Origin of the sequence: Nocardia sichangensis (assembly GCF_047200615.1) — a bacterium.
Classification (GTDB): Bacteria; Actinomycetota; Actinomycetes; order Mycobacteriales; family Mycobacteriaceae; genus Nocardia; species Nocardia sichangensis.
On record NZ_JBJZOK010000003.1, the window covers coordinates 27,183 to 44,780 of the forward strand.

Annotated in this window: 15 protein-coding genes and 1 tRNA gene; 11 read left to right on the forward strand and 5 right to left on the reverse strand. The window is 68.6% G+C overall.

All coding sequences use genetic code 11. The features are described 5' to 3' along the window. Window positions 1-33 precede the first annotated feature (33 nt). From ACL03I_RS04870 to ACL03I_RS04880, 3 genes are all read left to right on the forward strand, one after another. The gene (locus tag ACL03I_RS04870) at window positions 34-273 is read left to right on the forward strand and encodes an MbtH family protein (protein WP_067795192.1); all 240 of its coding nucleotides are present in this window, start codon (window positions 34-36) and stop codon (window positions 271-273) included. Window positions 274-517: 244 nt separating this feature from the next. Continuing rightward, window positions 518-589: transfer RNA gene (locus ACL03I_RS04875), tRNA-Thr, on the forward strand. Window positions 590-1,533: 944 nt separating this feature from the next. After that, complete coding sequence (locus ACL03I_RS04880) at window positions 1,534-3,246, forward strand: glycoside hydrolase domain-containing protein (RefSeq protein WP_412805214.1); 1,713 nt, start codon at window positions 1,534-1,536, stop codon at window positions 3,244-3,246. Between the two features lie 194 nt (window positions 3,247-3,440). Here the strand turns inward: ACL03I_RS04880 and ACL03I_RS04885 are convergent, their stop codons facing one another. Next, window positions 3,441-3,866 carry an HIT family protein gene (locus ACL03I_RS04885; protein WP_356963645.1) on the reverse strand — a complete coding sequence of 142 codons (426 nt, stop codon included), beginning with the start codon at window positions 3,864-3,866 and terminating at the stop codon, window positions 3,441-3,443. 51 nt (window positions 3,867-3,917) lie between these two features. Further along, window positions 3,918-4,295: a PH domain-containing protein gene (locus tag ACL03I_RS04890; RefSeq protein ID WP_067795076.1), complete on the reverse strand. Its 378-nt coding sequence runs from the start codon at window positions 4,293-4,295 to the stop codon at window positions 3,918-3,920. Window positions 4,296-4,476: 181 nt separating this feature from the next. Between ACL03I_RS04890 and purD the strand changes: the two genes are divergently transcribed. After that, the gene (gene purD / locus ACL03I_RS04895) at window positions 4,477-5,748 is read left to right on the forward strand and encodes a phosphoribosylamine--glycine ligase (RefSeq protein WP_412805215.1); all 1,272 of its coding nucleotides are present in this window, start codon (window positions 4,477-4,479) and stop codon (window positions 5,746-5,748) included. Between the two features lie 547 nt (window positions 5,749-6,295). On the opposite strand, the gene ACL03I_RS04900 is transcribed toward purD, so the two are convergent. Further along, window positions 6,296-7,273: a M23 family metallopeptidase gene (locus ACL03I_RS04900; RefSeq protein WP_412805216.1), complete on the reverse strand. Its 978-nt coding sequence runs from the start codon at window positions 7,271-7,273 to the stop codon at window positions 6,296-6,298. A gap of 53 nt (window positions 7,274-7,326) precedes the next feature. Between ACL03I_RS04900 and ACL03I_RS04905 the strand changes: the two genes are divergently transcribed. The 4 genes from ACL03I_RS04905 to ACL03I_RS04920 all read left to right on the forward strand — a co-directional run bounded on the left by ACL03I_RS04905 (window position 7,327) and on the right by ACL03I_RS04920 (window position 11,267). Continuing rightward, entirely contained in the window at window positions 7,327-8,493 is a 1,167-nt protein-coding gene (locus ACL03I_RS04905; protein ID WP_355076924.1) for a pyridoxal phosphate-dependent aminotransferase, read from the forward strand. A 128-nt stretch (window positions 8,494-8,621) separates the two neighbouring features. Then, window positions 8,622-9,320 (forward strand): TetR/AcrR family transcriptional regulator, encoded by a 699-nt coding sequence (locus ACL03I_RS04910; RefSeq protein WP_355076926.1) that lies wholly within the window; start codon window positions 8,622-8,624, stop codon window positions 9,318-9,320. A gap of 6 nt (window positions 9,321-9,326) precedes the next feature. Further along, on the forward strand, window positions 9,327-10,748 hold the full coding sequence (gene purB / locus ACL03I_RS04915) for an adenylosuccinate lyase (RefSeq protein ID WP_412805217.1): 1,422 nt from the start codon (window positions 9,327-9,329) through the stop codon (window positions 10,746-10,748). Between the two features lie 99 nt (window positions 10,749-10,847). Then, window positions 10,848-11,267 carry an HIT family protein gene (locus ACL03I_RS04920; RefSeq protein WP_355076930.1) on the forward strand — a complete coding sequence of 140 codons (420 nt, stop codon included), beginning with the start codon at window positions 10,848-10,850 and terminating at the stop codon, window positions 11,265-11,267. A 133-nt stretch (window positions 11,268-11,400) separates the two neighbouring features. Here ACL03I_RS04920 and ACL03I_RS04925 read toward each other — a convergent pair whose 3' ends face one another. Continuing rightward, window positions 11,401-12,489, reverse strand: a complete 1,089-nt coding sequence (locus ACL03I_RS04925) for an alkene reductase (protein WP_412805218.1) — start codon at window positions 12,487-12,489, stop codon at window positions 11,401-11,403. A gap of 46 nt (window positions 12,490-12,535) precedes the next feature. On the opposite strand from ACL03I_RS04925, the gene ACL03I_RS04930 reads away from it, so the two are divergent. The 3 genes from ACL03I_RS04930 to ACL03I_RS04940 all read left to right on the forward strand — a co-directional run bounded on the left by ACL03I_RS04930 (window position 12,536) and on the right by ACL03I_RS04940 (window position 15,932). Continuing rightward, complete coding sequence (locus ACL03I_RS04930) at window positions 12,536-12,907, forward strand: MerR family transcriptional regulator (RefSeq protein WP_412805365.1); 372 nt, start codon at window positions 12,536-12,538, stop codon at window positions 12,905-12,907. 10 nt (window positions 12,908-12,917) lie between these two features. After that, window positions 12,918-15,086 (forward strand): S9 family peptidase, encoded by a 2,169-nt coding sequence (locus ACL03I_RS04935; RefSeq protein ID WP_412805219.1) that lies wholly within the window; start codon window positions 12,918-12,920, stop codon window positions 15,084-15,086. Window positions 15,087-15,230: 144 nt separating this feature from the next. Beyond that, window positions 15,231-15,932, forward strand: coding sequence for a DUF2334 domain-containing protein (locus ACL03I_RS04940; RefSeq protein ID WP_412805220.1), 702 nt, complete (start codon window positions 15,231-15,233; stop codon window positions 15,930-15,932). A 114-nt stretch (window positions 15,933-16,046) separates the two neighbouring features. Here ACL03I_RS04940 and ACL03I_RS04945 read toward each other — a convergent pair whose 3' ends face one another. Further along, complete coding sequence (locus ACL03I_RS04945; RefSeq protein WP_412805221.1) at window positions 16,047-17,438, reverse strand: glutamate decarboxylase; 1,392 nt, start codon at window positions 17,436-17,438, stop codon at window positions 16,047-16,049. Between the last annotated feature and the right edge of the window lie 160 nt (window positions 17,439-17,598).

Here is a 17,598-nt window from a genome sequence, read left to right on the forward strand (position 1 = left end):
CCGTACATAGCGCCAGTATCCAGTGAGGTGAAATTGAGCACCAACCCCTTCGATGATGAAGACGGCCGCTTCTTCGTCCTGGTCAACGACGAGGAACAGCATTCCCTGTGGCCGGCCTTCGCAGAGGTTCCAGCCGGATGGCGAGTCGTGTTCGGTGAGGACAGCCGCGCCGCCTGCGTCGAGTACGTGGAGAAGAACTGGACCGACATGCGTCCGAAGAGCCTGCGCGACGCCATGGCCGCGGACGACGCGGCTCGTCAGGGCTCTGTCTGATCTGCCGCGCCTCCGGCGCGGCGTGTTCGTGACTCCTTGACGGCTCCCGTCCGAGTGACCGCCGCTCGCGACTTCGTCGCGGACGCGGCGGCCACTCGGCTATGAGCTGGGCCGCGAACGGCACATGCTCGATCTCGCTTCGCTCGAAAGCGGTTGTCGGGCCGGTACGGTCGCGTTCGGTGCCGAACGCGGATTCCGTTGTGATGCGGACGGCGTACCGGGCTATGATGACAACCGCTTTCCCGCCTCCTTAGCTCAGTGGTAGAGCACTCGCCTTGTAAGCGAGCGGTCGTCAGTTCAATCCTGACAGGGGGCTCCGTCCAGCCGCTGCGCGTCTGTAGCTCAGTGGTAGAGGCCGTGCTCGATGTTGTAAGCGAGCGGTCGTCAGTTCAATCCTGACAGGGGGCTCCGTTCAGCCGCTGCGCGTCTGTAGCTCAGTGGTAGAGGCCGTGCTCGATGTTGTAAGCGAGCGGTCGTCAGTTCAATCCTGACAGGGGGCTCCGTTCAGCCGCTGCGCGTCTGCAGCTCAGTGGTAGAGGCCGTGGCCTTGTAAGCGAGCGGTCGTCAGTTCAATAGTGACCGGGACACCATTCGGCACCTCTGTGGTTGCAGCCCGTGAGGTCTCTGCCGGGCAGGATGCCGCTCGATTCGATCGGCGGCCCCGACACCGCTCGTCGCTGTCGCGGTCGTCTCCGGCTCGAGTTCGGCTGCGTGATTCGGTCGGGCCGGGCGCTTTCGGGAGTCTCCGAGAGGGCGTCACGGTCGCGGCAGGCGAGAGCCGAGGCGGACCGGGCGCACCGCTTGCGCTGCCAGTTGGACGATCTGCGGGCTGTGGCGCGGCCAGAGGGAACGATCGCGGTGGCCGCGGAAGACCTGCCGCCGAACGCGCCGATTCGAATTCGGTGGCTGCGGTGAAGAATTCGTCATCCTTGCCTGCTCCCGAGTGCTCAGCGCAAACGGCTGACCAGTTCGAGAGTGATAGCAAACAGTTGGCAAATCTGATTACCGACTGCCGAGCATGTTTCCCGCTATGAGTCCGTTTGTAGTCTGGTGTGCGCAAATATTTCTCGTGACGAGCGTGTTCAGGTCACGCGCAAACACCGGATGGGCCACAAACGGGACATCTCGGCATACTTCGCGCACATTCGGGTGACTCTAGCTCTGTCGGGTTCTCCATCTGCCGAAAGTTGCTTCAGATGTACGAATACAACGCGTTGCCGCCGACCGTTGCGCGGGCTCGTACGACCAAGGGGGCGCGCGATGACTGAGCTGATCGACTTCTCCGCCGCGCTCATCGAGCCGCAAGCGATCAAAGACGCTGGATACACGGGCGTCATAGGCTACTTCAGCGATTCCCGTCCTGGCACGAATTTCGGTGCGAAGCCGCTGCGGCGGGAATACTGCGACCGATTACGCGCCATCGGGCTCGAGATAGTCACCAATTACCAGTACGGCAAGGGGGAGACGTCGGACTGGAAAGGCGGTTACGACGCGGGCGTGCGCCACGCGCGGATCGCGCTCGGTTACCACCGCGCGGCCGGCGGGCCGGATTCCCGCCCGCTGTATGCCCCCGTTGACGCGAATCCGTCGCTGGACGAGTGGAATTCGCTGATCGCGCCGTTTCTCCGGGGCTGGGCATCGGTCGTCGGTCTGGAATGGACCGGCATGTACGGCAACGCCCGGTGCATCGACTGGGCGCTCGAGGACGGCGTCGCCACGTGGTTCTGGCAACACAACTGGTCCGGTGATTCCTCGATCAACGGCGACCATCCCGCCGCGCACCTCCATCAGATCCGCATCGACGCCGACCGGGTCGGCGGCGTCGTCGTGGATGTCGACAAAGTCCTCGCCGCCGACTACGGCCAATGGTCGAAGGCGAATCCGAACTCAGGGGGAACAATGCAGAAGCCCGATTACGTCGAATTGGACCGGATGGGTGACTCCGCGTCCAGCCGCCACGGTGCGCGCGTCGAGAACTTCCTGCTGCATACCCAGGAAGGCAACGGAACCGCCGAGAGCCTGGCCAACTATCTGAACAATCCGGCGAACGGCGTGAGCTACCACTACACCGTCCGCGATGGCGTGGTGGTCGACGTGGTCGACACCGACCTGGCCAGCTGGTCGGTGCTGGACGCGAACTCGTTCACCATCAACCTCTGCTTCGCGGGCAGCCGCGTCGCGTGGAGCCGGAACGACTGGCTGCGCATCCGCGACGATATCCGCATCGCGGCCTGGCTCGCGGTGCAGGACGCGCGCAAATACGGCTTCGACACGTATGTCATCAAGCCGCCCTACCAGCGGCGCCAGGGCATTTCCGACCACAAGTACGTCACCGAGTGTCTCGGCATCGGAACGCACACCGATGTGGGACCGAATTTCCCGTGGGACGTGTTCGCCGACGACGTGCGCGGCTTCGCCACCGGCGAGCCGAGCGGGTCGGAGCCGAACGCGATCAACGATTGCGCGGCGGCGAATCCGTGGCTCGGTACGCGGATCACCGCAGGGGAGATCGCGACACCCGACGGCGCGGGGCGCTTCGCCCAGTTCGAGCACGGGTACATCTATTGGCATCCGGACACCGGCGCGCACGCCATCCCGGAGACGCTGTGGGGAAAGTTCGAAGCATTGGGTTGGGAGGCAGGCCCGCTCGGCTATCCGATCACCGACCGCACCGTCATGCGCGGGGCGGACGGCCAGACGACCGGTGAGGTGCAAGGCTTCCAAGGCGGAGCGCTCTACCGGCGCCAATCGAGCGACAGCGTGTGCTGGGTGCACGGCGCGATCCGCGACCGCTGGAACCGCTCGGGCTACCAGACCGGCCCGCTGGGCTGGCCGACGACCGACGAGATCCCCTGGGACACGGGTACCTACCAGGACTTCGAGCACGGCCGGATCTACTGGACCCCGAGCCAAACCCTGGCCACGGTCGCGATCGGCGGAGTCGATACACCCTTGCACGACGTCGCGAGCTGACCGATAGATAGAGAAAGGTAAGGGTCGACCGCGACGAGCGGTCGGCCCTTACCAAAACCGAGGCGACGACTGATCTCGTACGAACATGGGTAACTCACCGGGTACTCCCAGAACCTACGTGGCACGCAACGCAGGACCTGAACGCAAATCACGCACCACCCGACCAGTACGGCCTGAATACCCGGAGAGGCGGATCAGCCTGGGACGTTGTCGCCGTGGCCGAGGTCGCGCAGCGCCTGCTTGATCTTGGCCTGGGCCTCGTCCAGGGACTCCGGACTCGGGTTCGGGTCGGCGCCGGAGATGTCGAAGTCACCCAGCGAGAAGGCCGGGAACACGTGGACGTGCAAATGCGGCACTTCCAGACCGGCGATCAGCAGACCGGCGCGCGGCGCGTCCCAGGCCGCGCGCACGGCCTGGCCGATCTTCTGTGCGACGGCGGTCAGCCGGGCGAGGGTGTCGGCGTCGATGTCCTGCCAGTGGTCGATCTCCTTGCGGGGCACCACGAGGGTGTGACCGGGAGTGACCGGGGCGATGGTGAGGAAACCGACGAACTCGTCGTCCTCCCAGACGAAACGGCCCGGGAGCTGACCGGCGATGATCGCGCTGAAGACAGAAGCCATGTCCCGCAGCGTAGACCGGCCCGTGTGCCCAAAGCGCCGGACCGCCCCGCGCTACACCGCGACGAAATGCGACAGGATGCCCTGCACCTCGTAGATGTCCACCTGCCGGTTGAACCGCTTCAGCAGCGGCTCGTCGCTGCCCGAGATCCAGATGGCCAGCTCCGCGTCCAGATCGAAGGTGCCTGCGGTCTCCACCGAGAAGTGGGTGATCGCGCGATAGGGAACGCTGTGGTAGCTCACCTTGCGGCCGGTGACGCCCTGCTTGTCGATGAGGATCAGGCGGCGGTTCGTGAACAGCATCGCGTCGCGGACCAGCAGGTACGCGGCGTAGACCTGTTCGCCGTTGCCGAGGAGCTTGGCGTACTCCTGTTGCGCCTGTCCCGGATCGATCCGGCCGGCGTTGCCCATCAGTCCGTCGATCAGACCCATCTCAGCACTTCCTTCGGATGCTCCGGCGGCACGAGTGGTCAGGCCCCCGCTCGTGCCGGAAAGGACGACAGTGGTCGGTGTGGGCCGTGTCACGCCCCACATCCGTTGTCCCCTTTCATCATCCCCTCCGCGCGCACCGGCAGCGGCGAAGACGCCGAACGGCTCGTTTAGGCTGTCTGCCGTGCGTGTACTCGTCATCGGTTCCGGAGCCCGTGAACATGCCCTCGTCCTGGCGCTGCGCCGGGACCCCGCGGTGACCGCGCTCTTCGCCGCCCCCGGTAACGCCGGGATCGCCCAGCACGCGCAGGTCCGCCCGGTCGACCCGTGCGCCGCCGAGGACGTGGTCGCGCTGGCCACCGAGGTGGACGCCGACCTGGTGGTGATCGGCCCCGAGGTCCCGCTGGTGCTCGGCGTCGCCGACGCGGTGCGGGTGGCGGGCATCCCGTGCTTCGGCCCGTCGGCCGCGGCCGCCCGGATCGAAGGCTCCAAGGCGTTCGCCAAGGATGTGATGGCCGCCGCGGGCGTGCGCACCGCGCACAGCGAGGTGGTGGACAACCCGGCCGAGCTGGACGACGCGCTGGACCGTTTCGGTCCTACCTGGGTGGTGAAGGACGACGGACTCGCGGCGGGGAAGGGCGTGGTGGTGACCGCCGACCGCTCCGCCGCGCGCGAGCACGGGGCCGAACTGCTCGAACAAGGCCACCCCGTGCTGCTGGAATCGTTCTTGGACGGACCGGAAGTTTCGCTGTTCTGCCTGGTCGACGGCGAGACGGTGGTTCCGCTACTGCCCGCGCAGGACCACAAACGCGTCGGTGACGGCGATACCGGCCCCAATACCGGCGGCATGGGCGCGTATACGCCGCTGCCCTGGCTGCCCGCGCAGACCGTCACCGCGATCGTCGACGACGTGGTGAAACCCGTTGCCGCCGAGTTGGTGCGGCGCGGCAGCGGCTTCTCCGGCCTGCTCTACGCGGGGCTGGCGATCGGCGCGGCCGGACCCGCCGTGGTCGAATTCAATTGCCGCTTCGGCGATCCCGAGACGCAGGCGGTGCTCGCGTTGCTGGAAAGCCCGCTCGGCGAACTGCTGCACGCCACCGCCACCGGCACGCTGGCGCAGGTCGCCCCGCCGCGCTGGCGCGACGGCTCCGCGATCACCGTGGTGCTCGCCGCGGAGAACTACCCGGGGCGTCCGCGTCTCGGCGACGCGATCTCCGGCGCGGGCGAGGGCGCGTCCGACGAGAACGCGACGGTGCTGCACGCAGGCACCACGCAGCGCGAAGACGGCGCCCTGCTCTCCGCGGGCGGACGGGTGCTGAACGTGGTCGGCGTCGGCGCCGACCTTTCCGAGGCCCGCGCTCGCGCCTACGACCGCATCGCCGCGATCAAACTGCCGGGCAGCCACTACCGCACGGATATCGGCTTGGCCGCCGTCGAGAACCGCATCGAGGTCTGAGCGGGCGGCTCGGTCGGTGCAGGCCTTGATGGCCGCGCAGCAGAGCCGACGGATCGGGGTCGAACCGGCTCGGTCGGTGCAGGCGCTGGTCGCCGTACAGCAGAGGCAGTGGATCGGGGTCGAACCGGTCCGGTCGGTGCAGGCGCTGGTCGCCGCGCAGCAGAGGCAGTGGATCGGGGTCGAACCGGTCCGGTCGGTGCAGCCGCCCTGGTCGCCGTACAGCAGAGCCGACGGATCGGGGTCGAACCGGCTCGGTCGGTGCAGCCGCCCTGGTCGCCGTACAGCAGAGGCAGTGGATCGGGGTCGAACCGGCTCGGTCGGTGCAGGCCCTGATAGCCGCCCAGCAGACGGCAGTATGGGGCTCGAACTGCTGAGCCTGCTACTGGTCGGGGCCTGGTCCGCGGCGTCGATCTCCTATGCCGCTACGTGGCCGACCGTCGTCCACACCAGCGCAGCGCCGGTCCTCGCCGCAGGTGCGTGGGAACCGCTCCTGTGCCGACGGTTGCGCGTGCCCCGATGCCGCTCGAGCCACCGGGTGCGTCGCGGTTCAGCCGAACGTGAGTCCGCGCACCGCCAGCCACTGCTGCGGGTCCACGTGCTGTCCGCCGACGATCACCTCGAAGTGCAGGTGCGGCCCCGTCGAGTCGCCTCGGTTGCCCATGCGGGCGATCTGCATCCCCGCGGGCACCCGCTCGCCGACCGAGACGAAGAAGTCGTACATGTGCCCGTAGACGGTGATGCTGCCGTCATCGTGGCGGATTCGCACCCACAGGCCGAAGCCCTGCGCCGGTCCCGCGTCGATGACGGTGCCGTCGGCGACCGCGTAGATCGGGGTGCCGATCGGGCCCGCGATGTCGATGCCGTTGTGGAACGTGCCCCAGCGCGAGCCGAAGCCGGAGGTGAAGACGCCGTGGGCGGGTAGAACGAAGCCCCGGCCGCCCGGCAGCGTCGCCCCGGGCTGCACCGGTGCGGTTCCGGTCATCCACGGCTGCTGCTCACCGGCGACGGCGGCGGCGGCCTCGGCCTTCGCGCGTTCGAGGGTCGCGCGTGCGGCGGCCGCGACCACCGCCTGTTCGCGCAGCCGCTCACCGTTGGCGATGGCGTTCAGCAACCTGGTCACCGAGGGCGGAGTGTTCTGCATCTGCGGTGGATATGCGACGGCGACGAGCTGGGCGGCGTCCGGCGCGGGCGTGCGATCGGTGACCGTCCCGGCGAACGACATGTCGCTCGCGGCGAACACCGCGGTCGCCGCGAGCCCGCCGAGCAGCACCTTGTGCTTGCGCGCCAGTCCGAGCAACGCCTCGCCGCTGGGTTTGCGGCGCCACAGGTCACGGGGATCCGGCCTGCGCCGCCACCAGGCCCGCAGGTGGCGGCGGCGCGCCCACAGCACGCGCGGATCGAGTCTCCCGAAAAGTCGAGGTCGGGAACGTCGCGGTAGGCGCGCACGCCAGTCGCGCGGAATGACGCCTATGCCGGCTACTCCGCGCACTCGGTCGAGTCCGTCTCGTCGAGACTTATCGAGCATCGGGTAGACCATAACCGCGACTGCGCGGTGAAGCGTGCTCTACCGTCTGTCGAGTGTCCAGAGAATCTCGCCGGTCGACCATTCCACCTTTCTACGTGATGGATGTGTGGAAAGCCGCCGCGGAACGCGCCCGGACGCACGGTGATGTGCTCGTACTCGCGGCGGGGCAGCCGTCGACGCCTGCGCCCGCGCCGGTGCTGCGCGCGACCCAACTGGCCATTCAGTCCGAATTGCTGGGCTATACCGAGACTTTCGGCATCCTGGCGATTCGGGAAGCGATCGCCGAACATCATCGGGAGACCTACGGTTATCAGGTCGATCCGGACGACGTCGTCGTGACGACCGGCTCGTCCGGCGCCTTCTCGCTGATCTTCCTTGCCGCGTTCGACCCCGGCGACACCGTCGTGGTCGCGCGTCCGGGCTATCCGGCCTACCGCAACACGCTCGCCGCGCTCGGCTGCCGCGTGCTGGAGCTGGACTGCGGCGCGCAGACCAGGTTCCAGCCCACCGTCGCCATGCTCGAAGCGCTTCCGGAGCCGCCCGCCGGTCTGGTGGTGGCCAGCCCTGCCAACCCCACCGGCACCATGATCGCCCCGGCGGAGCTCGCGGCGCTGGCCCGCTGGTGCGAGGAGCACGGCACGCTGCTGATTTCCGACGAGATCTACCACGGCATCACCTATGACACGGGGGCCGACAGCGCGACCTCGTCGGCGTGGGAAACGTCGCGGGAAGCGGTGGTGATCGGCTCGGTCTCCAAGTACTTCTCCATGACGGGTTGGCGGCTGGGCTGGATGCTGGTGCCGAGCGGGTTGCGCCCCGCGTTGCAGCGCCTGGCCTCGAACCTGACGGTGTGCCCGCCCGCGATCTCGCAGTACGCGGCGCTGCACGCGTTCGGCGCGGAGGCCAAGGCGGAACTCGACGGGCACGTCCGCCGGTACGCGGTGAACCGCAGGTTGCTGCTGGACGGACTGCCGAAACTGGGCATCACCGACCTGGCCCCGGCCGACGGCGCCTTCTATGCCTACGCCGACATCGGCCACCTCACCGACGACTCCCGCGCCTGGTGCGCCGACGTGCTGAACCACACCGGCGTCGCGCTCGCACCGGGAGTGGATTTCGACACCGTCAACGGACACCGAACGGTACGTTTCTCGTTTGCCGGAGCCACCGCCGACATCGAGGCGGCGCTGCTGCGTCTAGGGCACTATCTACGCGTTTGAAAGCTTTGCCCGGCAAGAACTTTTCGCAGTTCGGCACCCCGGCCGCGCGGATGCGGTAAAACAACGATGGTTGCTTTTCCTCGCTGATTTCCCCTGGAAGAACTGATGACGACTGGCACGATGGCACGGTGATCACCGCGACGACCCCGAAAGGCGAACGGCGTCGCCAGGCTTTGATAGCCGCCGCTGCCGAGCTGTTGCTCGAAGGCGGATTCGAGGCGGTGCGGCATCGTTCGGTTGCGACGCGCGCTGATCTGCCTCTGGCGTCGACCACCTACTACTTCGAATCGCTGGACGACCTCATCGCGCGAGCGGTCGAGTTCAGCGGCAACGCCGAGTTGGACGCGATGCGCAGGCGCGTCGGCGAGGTGAGCCACCGCCGCCGCGGCGCGGAGGCCACCGTCGACCTTGTGCTCGACCTGCTGGTGGGCAGCGACGGGGCCGACGAGGGCGCGCGCGGGCAGCTCATCGCCCGCTACGAGCGATCGGTCGCGTCGGCGCGGCACCCGGAGCTACGCGAAGTCCAGCTACGGCTGCGGGCCCAGCTGGACGAGCTGCTGGCCGACGTGCTGCGCCGATCCGACCGGATGGTGCGGCCGGAACAGTTGCGCCGACTCGTCGCGGTGGTGGACGGAGCCGTGGTCGCCGCGCTCACCGAGATGGACCCGGAGCCCCGGCGGATGGCTCGCGGCGCGCTACTGGAAGTGATCGACATCGTCGCGCCCCCGGCGCGGTCGGCGCCTCCGGAGGCGGCGGCCTACGCGGCCGCGGACAGCCCCGTGCGTGCCACGCCCCAGCAAGTGGATCGTTACCGAGCACTAGACTGACCGGACGTGAGCATCGTCCCCAATGTCCTCGCCACCCGCTACGCCAGTCCCGGGCTGGTGCATCTGTGGTCGCCGGAGCACAAAGTCGTACTCGAGCGGCGGTTGTGGCTGGAGGTGCTGCGGGCACAGGCCGAGCTGGGCGTCGACGTGCCCGACGGGGTGATCGCCGACTACGAGCGGGCGCTCGACGAGGTGGATCTGTCCTCCATCGCCGAACGCGAGCGGGTCACCCGACACGACGTGAAGGCGCGCATCGAGGAGTTCAACGCGCTGGCCGGGCACGAGCACGTGCACAAGGGCATGACCAGCCGCGACCTCACCGAGAACGTGGAGCAGCTGCAGATCCGGCTCTCGCTCGAGCACGTGCACGCGCACGGCGTCGCGATTGCCGCGCGACTGGCCGAGCGCGCCGCGGAATACCAGGCGTGGGTGATGGCGGGCCGCTCGCACAACGTCGCGGCGCAGGCCACCACCCTCGGCAAGCGGTTCGCCTCTGCGGCCGACGAATTGCTGATCGCGCTCACCAGGCTGCGCGAGCTGATCGACCGCTACCCGCTGCGCGGGATCAAGGGCCCGATGGGCACCGCGCAGGACATGCTCGACCTGCTCGGCGGCGACCCGGCCAAGCTCGCCCGGCTGGAGCAGCAGGTCGCCCGGCACCTGGGTTTCGCGACCGTGCTCACCAGCGTCGGCCAGGTCTACCCGCGCTCGCTGGATCACGATGTGCTGTCCACGCTGGTGCAAGTGGGCGCGGGCCCGTCCTCGTTCGCGCACACCATCCGGCTCATGGCCGGGCACGAGCTGGTCACCGAGGGTTTCCAGCCCGGGCAGGTGGGCAGCTCGGCGATGCCGCACAAGATGAACACCCGCTCCTGCGAACGGGTCAACGGTCTGCAAGTGGTGCTGCGCGGTTACGCCTCGATGGCGGCCGAGCTGGCCGGTGCGCAGTGGAACGAGGGCGACGTGTTCTGCTCGGTGGTCCGCCGCGTCGCGCTGCCGGACGCGTTCTTCGCCATCGACGGGATGATGGAGACCTTCCTCACCGTGCTGGCCGAGTTCGGCGCCTACCCGGCGGTGATCGCCCGCGAACTGGACCGGTACCTGCCGTTCCTCGCCACCACCCGCATCCTCATGGCAGCCGTCCGGACCGGTGTCGGCCGCGAGACCGCGCACGAGGTGATCAAGGAGCACGCCGTCGCGGTCGCCTTGGCCATGCGCGAGCAGGGTCGCGAACCCGACCTCCTGGACCGCCTCGCCGCCGACCCGCGCCTCCCGCTCGACCGCCCCGCCCTCGACGCGGCGCTGTCCGACAAGTCCGTCTTCGTCGGCGCCGCCGAAGCCCAGGTCGCCGAGGTGATCGGCCAGGTGCAGAAACTCGTCGACCGGTACCCGGACGCGGCCCGATACTCGCCGTCACCGATCCTCTAGCGGACTGCGCCTTTCGCGGCGAAATCCTTCGTCGCGCGGGCGGGAACCGGAAGGGATTGCGTAGCACGAAGACACAGACGACCGCATAGGCTGCGAGTCGTGAATCCCTACACGATTTTCGCCGATATCGTTGCCGGGCGAGCGCCGTCGAGCAAGGTCTACGAGGATGACGATGTTCTGGCGTTCATGGACATTCGGCCCATGACGCCGGGGCATCTGCTGGTGGTGCCGAAGGTGGCGGCGCGCAGTCTGGCGGAGCTCGATCCGGTCGTCGGGGGGAAGTTGTTCCAGGTGGGGCAGCGGCTTGCGGCGGCGTTGCGGGCCAGTGAGGTGGGGTGCGACGGGGTGAATTTTTTTCTGGCGGATGGAGTTACCGCCGGGCAAGAGGTATTCCACGTCCACTTGCACGTGATCCCGCGTACTCCGGGCGACGGGTTCGGCTTGCGCGGCCGCCCGACCAGTCCGCGGCGGGAGGATCTGGACTACCTGGCCTCCTCGATCCGCGGCGCGCTGGACTGAGCTCGCCCGCCGCTCGGCTCATGGTCGGCGATCATCGCCAAGGCGTCATCGATCGGCGCGGTGATGCCCCGGCCTCTCGGGTTTTCGCGGGACGCGAGGAATCGGCCGCGCCCGCGTTTCCCGTAGCGACGAGTCAGTCGCGCACCAGTTCGGCCGCGGTCCAGTTCGGATAGTCGCTGTAGCCCTCGGCGGTGCGGCCGTACAGGTATTCCTCGCGGATGGGAGCCAGCGGCAGGTCATGCCGAATGCGGTGCACGAGATCGGGATTCGAGATGAACTGCCTGCCGAAGGAAACCAGGTCGGCGTGACCGGCGCGCAGCACCTGTTCCGCGCCCGCCGCCGTGGTCGGCTCGCGATTCTCGCCGATGTTCGCGATGAGCGTGCCGTGCCAGCGCGGCCGCAGGTCGGCCAGCGCCGGGTAGCGGTCGTTGTCGGTCAGGTGCAGGTAGGCCAACTCGCGCCGATCGAGCTCGCTGACGAGTGCGCGGTAGAGCGGGGCCGGGTCCGCCTCGTACATGTTGAACTGGGGATTGCCCGGCGAGAGCCGGATGGCGGTGCGGTGCGCGCCGATGGCCTCGCTCACCGCGTCCACTACCGCGAGGGGCAGCCGCATGCGGTTGGCGATCGAACCGCCGTATTCGTCGTCGCGCAGGTTGGTGTTGTCGGCGAGGAATTGGTGCAGCAGATAGCTGTTCGCGCCGTGGATCTCGACGCCGTCGAAGCCCGCTGCCACGGCATTGCGCGCGGCGGCGGCGTAGTGCTCGATCGTGGCCTCGATATCCGCGTGATCGAGTGCGGCGGGAGTGATCGGATCGGCCTTGCCGCCGTCGATCAGGTGCACTCTGTCGTCGTCCAGCACCGCCGACGGTCCGGCGGGCCAGGATCCATCGATCCGGGCGAGCGGATGACCCTTGCGCCCGCCGTGCATGAGCTGCGCGAAGATCCGTCCGCCGCGCGTGTGCACCGCCTCGGTGACCCGGCGCCACGCCGCGACGTGCGCGGGCGTCTGCAAGCCGGGCACCCACGCTTCGCTCTGGCCGGTCGAATGCGGCCAGATGCCCTCGGTGACGATGAGTCCCGCCGTGGCGCGCTGGGCGTAGTAGGCGGCGACGTCGCCGGTCGGCGAGCCGTCGGGCAGCGAACGCAGCCGGGTCATCGGCGCCATGACGATCCGGTTGGGGAGGTCGAGCGGGTGGTTGCGGTATTCGGTCAACAGCAGCATGGCTGTACCGTAAAACCTGACATTGATGTTAGGTCAAGGAGCGATGGTGCGGATCGGTGAACTCGCCGAGCGGACCGGCGTGAGCGTCCGGTCGCTGCGGTACTACGAGACGAAGGGACTACTGGCTTCGGAGCGGACCTCCGGCGGGCAGCGAGAGTACGCGGAGGCGGCGGTCGACCGCGTCCGGCGCATCCAGCAGATGTTCGCCGCCGGCCTGCGCAGCGACACGATCGGCGAACTGCTGCCGTGCATCCACGACGTCGACGGCACGCCCAACGCCAGGGCGACGCCGTTCCTGGTGGAAAAGCTCACCGAGGAGCGCGCCAGGATCGATCAGGCGATGCGCGATCTGCGCCGGACCGGTGACGTGCTCGACGGCATCATCCAGGCGGCGGGCGGCGAGGCATCCGAACAGTAGGGTGGACGCCATGGCTCTCGACAGCGGAACGATCTCCGAACCCGGTAGCGGCGCGGTGGCGCCGCCGGTCGCCAAGACGGTGCCCACCGAGCGGGTGCACCACGGCGACGTGTTCGTCGACGAGTACGAGTGGCTGCGGGACAAGGACAACCCCGACGTCATCGCCTACCTGGAGGCGGAGAACGCTTACACCGAGGCGCAGACCGAGCACCTGAGCACGCTGCGCGAGACGATCTTCGACGAGATCAAAGCGCGCACGCAGGAGACCGATCTGTCGGTGCCAACCCGGCTGGGCGACTACTGGTACTACTCGCGCAGCTTCGAGGGCAAGCAGTACGGCGTGCACTGCCGGTGCCCGATCGCGGCGAGCGCCGAAGGCATCGACGCGTGGACTCCGCCGCAGCTGAACGCCGAGACCGAGGTGCAGGGCGAAGAGGTGCTGCTCGACAGCAACGAACTGGCCGAAGGACACGATTTCTTCTCGCTCGGCGCGTTCTCGATCAGCCACGACGGCACGCTGCTCGCCTACTCGGTGGACAACGTCGGTGACGAGCGGTACGTGCTGCGCTTCAAGGACCTGCGCACCGGCGAACTGCTCGGCGACGAGATCGCGGGCACCGCTCCGGGCGCGACCTGGTCGCTGGACGGTAGCCACGTCTTCTACCAGACCGTCGACGAGTCGTGGCGGCCCGATACGGTGTGGCGGCACCGGCTCGGCGCCACCGATCCCGACGTCAAAGTGTTCCACGAACCCGACGAGCGCTATTGGGTCAGCATCGGCGCGAGCCGCTCGGAGAAATACCTGATGATCTGGGTCGGCTCCAAGATCACCAGCGAGGGCTGGGTCCTCGAGTCCGACGATCCCGAGGGCGAGTTCCGTGTGCTGCTGCCGCGCCGCGAGGGCGTCGAGTACTCCGCCGAGCACGCGGTGATCGGCGGCGAGCACCGCTTCCTGATCCTGCACAACGACGTGGTCGACGGCGTCAAGGCGGAGAACTTCGTGCTCGCCGAGGCGCCGGTGGACGACCCGTCGAACCTCACCCAGCTGATCGGCCATCGCGAGGACGTGCGGCTCGAGGACATCGACGCGTTCCGCGACCACCTGGTGCTCAGCTACCGGCGCGAGGCGCTCACCCGGATCGCGGTGTGGCCGCTGACCGACTCCGGTTACGGCGAGCGCCGGGAACTCGACTTCGATCTGGAACTCTTCGCGGTCGGCGTCGGCTCCAACCCGGAGTGGGCGCAGCCGACCCTGCGCATCGGTGTGACCTCGTTCATCACGCCGATGCAGGTGTTCGACTACGTCCCGGTCACCGGTGAGCTGCTGCTGCGCAAGGAACAGCCCGTGCTCGGCGGCTACGACGCGAACGAGTACGAGCAGCACCGGGATTGGGCCGTGGCCGAGGACGGCACCCGGATTCCGATCTCGCTCGTGCGGAAGAAGACGACGGCCGAGGGGCCGAAGCCGCTGCTGCTGTACGGCTACGGCTCCTACGAGGCGAGCATCGACCCGTCCTTCTCGGTTGCCCGATTGTCGCTGCTGGATCGCGGCATGGTCTTCGCGGTCGCGCACGTGCGCGGCGGCGGCGAGATGGGCAGGCTCTGGTACGAGCACGGCAAGACGCTCACCAAGAAGAACACCTTCACCGACTTCGTCTCCGCCGCACGGCATCTCGTCGACACCGGGGTCACGGCCCCGGACCGGTTGATCGCCGACGGCGGCAGTGCGGGCGGCTTGCTGGTCGGCGCGGTGGCGAACCTGGCTCCCGAACTGTTCACGGGCATCCTGGCGAACGTCCCGTTCGTCGATCCGCTCACCTCCATCCTCGATCCGTCGCTCCCGCTCACCGTGATCGAGTGGGACGAATGGGGGAATCCGCTCGCCGACGAGGACGTCTACGCGTACATGAAGTCCTACTCGCCGTACGAGAACGTCGAAGCCAAGGACTATCCGGCGATCCTGGCCATCACCAGCCTGAACGACACCCGCGTGCTCTACGTCGAGCCCGCGAAGTGGATCGCCAAGCTGCGCGCCACCGCGACCGGTGATGCGCCGCTGTTGCTGAAGACGGAGATGAGCGCGGGCCACGGCGGGGTCAGCGGGCGCTACGAGAAATGGCGGGAAGTGGCCTTCGAGCACGCTTGGATTCTGGACACGCTCGGTCTCGCAGGCGCGTAGCGCACCGGCACGCCGACGCCCGCCATCGGTTGGCATCGGCGCGCCGACCGCGGGGCGACCACTCGGCACAGGCGTGGCGGAGTGTTCGCCACGTGGTCATACACTCTGCACATCACGGACACGTGCGGCTGGCACCGTGGGGTCATGAACGCTGAGTTGATCGTGTCGATTTCCGGGATCAGGGACACCACCCGGGACACGGCGATCGAATTCGCCGAAGAGATGGATCGGCGCGGCGTGCCGCTCTCGCTGCTGGTCGCGCCGCGGCTGAAGGGCAAATACCGGCTGCTGGAGGATCCCGCGACGCAGGCCTGGCTGCGCGGCAGGCGGGCTCGCGGCGACGCGATCGTGCTGCACGGCTACGACCAGGCGGCCACCAAGCGGCGGCGCGCCGAGTTCGCCACGCTGCCCGGACACGAGGCGCGGCTGCGGCTGACCGCCGCGGACCGGGTGCTGGAGCAGGCCGACCTGCGCACCCGGCTGTTCGCCGCTCCCCGCTGGGATGCCTCGACGGGGGCGCTCGAGGCGCTGCCAGGAGCCGGTTTCCGGCTGGCGCTCGGCCTCACGTCGATCGTCGACCTGGAGCGCAACACGGCGCAGAAGGCCAGGGTGTACGGCATCGGCGAGGGTTTCCGCGCGGAACCGTGGTGGTGCCGCGCCCTGATCATGGGCGCCGCGCGCACCGCCCGTCGCGGCGGGGTGCTGCGGCTGGCCGTGTCCGCCGCACAGCTGGGGCGGTCCGGTCCGCGCCAAGCCGTGCTCGACGCCGTCGACCTCGCGCTGTTCCACGGTGCGGTGGGCGCCACCTACCGGTGGGAGCCCTTCGCGGCGGCTCGGGCCGCATGACTGACGCCGCGGGCGACGGTGGGTCGGCTCCATCGCCCGCGGCCGGTCGGGACCGCCTTCGCGCGACCGATCGGCGCCGCCGCCCGCGAATGGCGTAGCCGGGCGGCGGCGCTGTCAGGACGCGGCGATCGACGGCTTCGCTACGGCGGGCGCAGCGTCGTGTGTGAAGCCGCCCGCCTCGGCGCGCGTGAGCGAGGTCGAGAACGGCCGCTGCCGCAGCTGCCGCATGCAACGGTCGAGGTCCGCGAGCAGCAGGTCGGCCATGTCGATGGTGAAGCCGTGGCGCAGCACCGCCCGCATCACCGTCTCGTCGTTCCGGTCGGCGGGCAGCGGATAGGCGGCGATCAGCCAGCCTCGGGAACGCAGCCGGTCGGACAGGTCGTAGAGGTTGAAGCCGGGATCGCCGGTCAGGCGCCAGCACACCGCCGTGATGCCGCGTTGCGGGTCGCCGTCGTGGATCAGTTCGAAGACCCCGAGCCCGCGCACTCCCGCGGCCAAGTGCTGCGCCGCGCGGTAGATCGCGGACTGCACCCGCGCGTAGCCGGTGCGCCCCAGCCGGATGAACTGGTAGTACTGCGTGATCGCCTGCCCGCCGGGCCGGGAGAAGTTCAGGTTGAAGGTGGCCATGCTGCCGCCGAGGTAGTCGACGTCGAAGATCAACTCCTCCGGCAGGTCGCCGGCTTCGCGCCAGATCGCCCAGCCCGCGCCGAGTGGGGCCAACCCGGTCTTGTGGCCGGAGGCGTTGATCGACTTGACCCTGGGCAGCCGGAAATCCCAGACCAGATCCGGTGCGGCGAACGGGGCCAGGAAGCCGCCACTGGCCGCGTCGACGTGAATGGGGATGTCCAGGCCCTTCTCGCGCTGCAAGGCATCGAGCGCCGCGCTGATCCCGGCCACATCCTCGAACAGGCCGGTGTAGGTCTGCCCGAAGGTGGGCACGACCATCATGGTGTTCGCGTCGCAGTACTCGGCGAGGTCGTCAGGGTGCATGGTGAGCCGCTCGCCACGTAGCGGGATCTGGCGGATCTCGACATCGAAATAGCGCGCGAATTTCTCCCAGCACACCTGCACCGGTCCACAGACGAAGTTGGGTGTCCCCGTGCCGCCGCGCTTGCGCCAGCGGAATTTCGCCGCCAAGCCGCCGAGCATGGCCGCCTCGCTGGATCCGGTGGTCGAGGTGCCGTGCGTGACGGCCGGATCCGGCGCGTGCCACAGATCGGCGACCATCCGGACGGCTCGGCGCTCCAGCTCGGCGGTCTGCGGATACTCGTCCTTGTCGACGATGTTCTTGTCCAGGCATTCGGACATCAGCCTGCGCGCCTGGTCGTCCACCCAGGTGGTGCAGAACGTGGCCAGGTTCATCCTGGAGACGCCGTCGAGCATCAGTTCGTCGTGCACGATCTCGTAGGCGACCTGAGGAAACATCTCGTGCGCGGGGAATCCGGACCGCGGCGCGGACCGGCTGAGCCCCGGCAGGGCGAACAGGTCATCGGCTGCTTCGGACATGAGAACGGCCTCCCGATTCGACGGTGTGCGGGTGTGCCTGCAGAGGATGCCGACAGTTAGCCAACGCCCTCGAAGCTCAGCTTGGCACACCCTTTCCACCATCGGGCGCACTTCCCGCTTCCGCGCGCGGACCGTCCGAACACCCGGCAGGCGGTGCGAA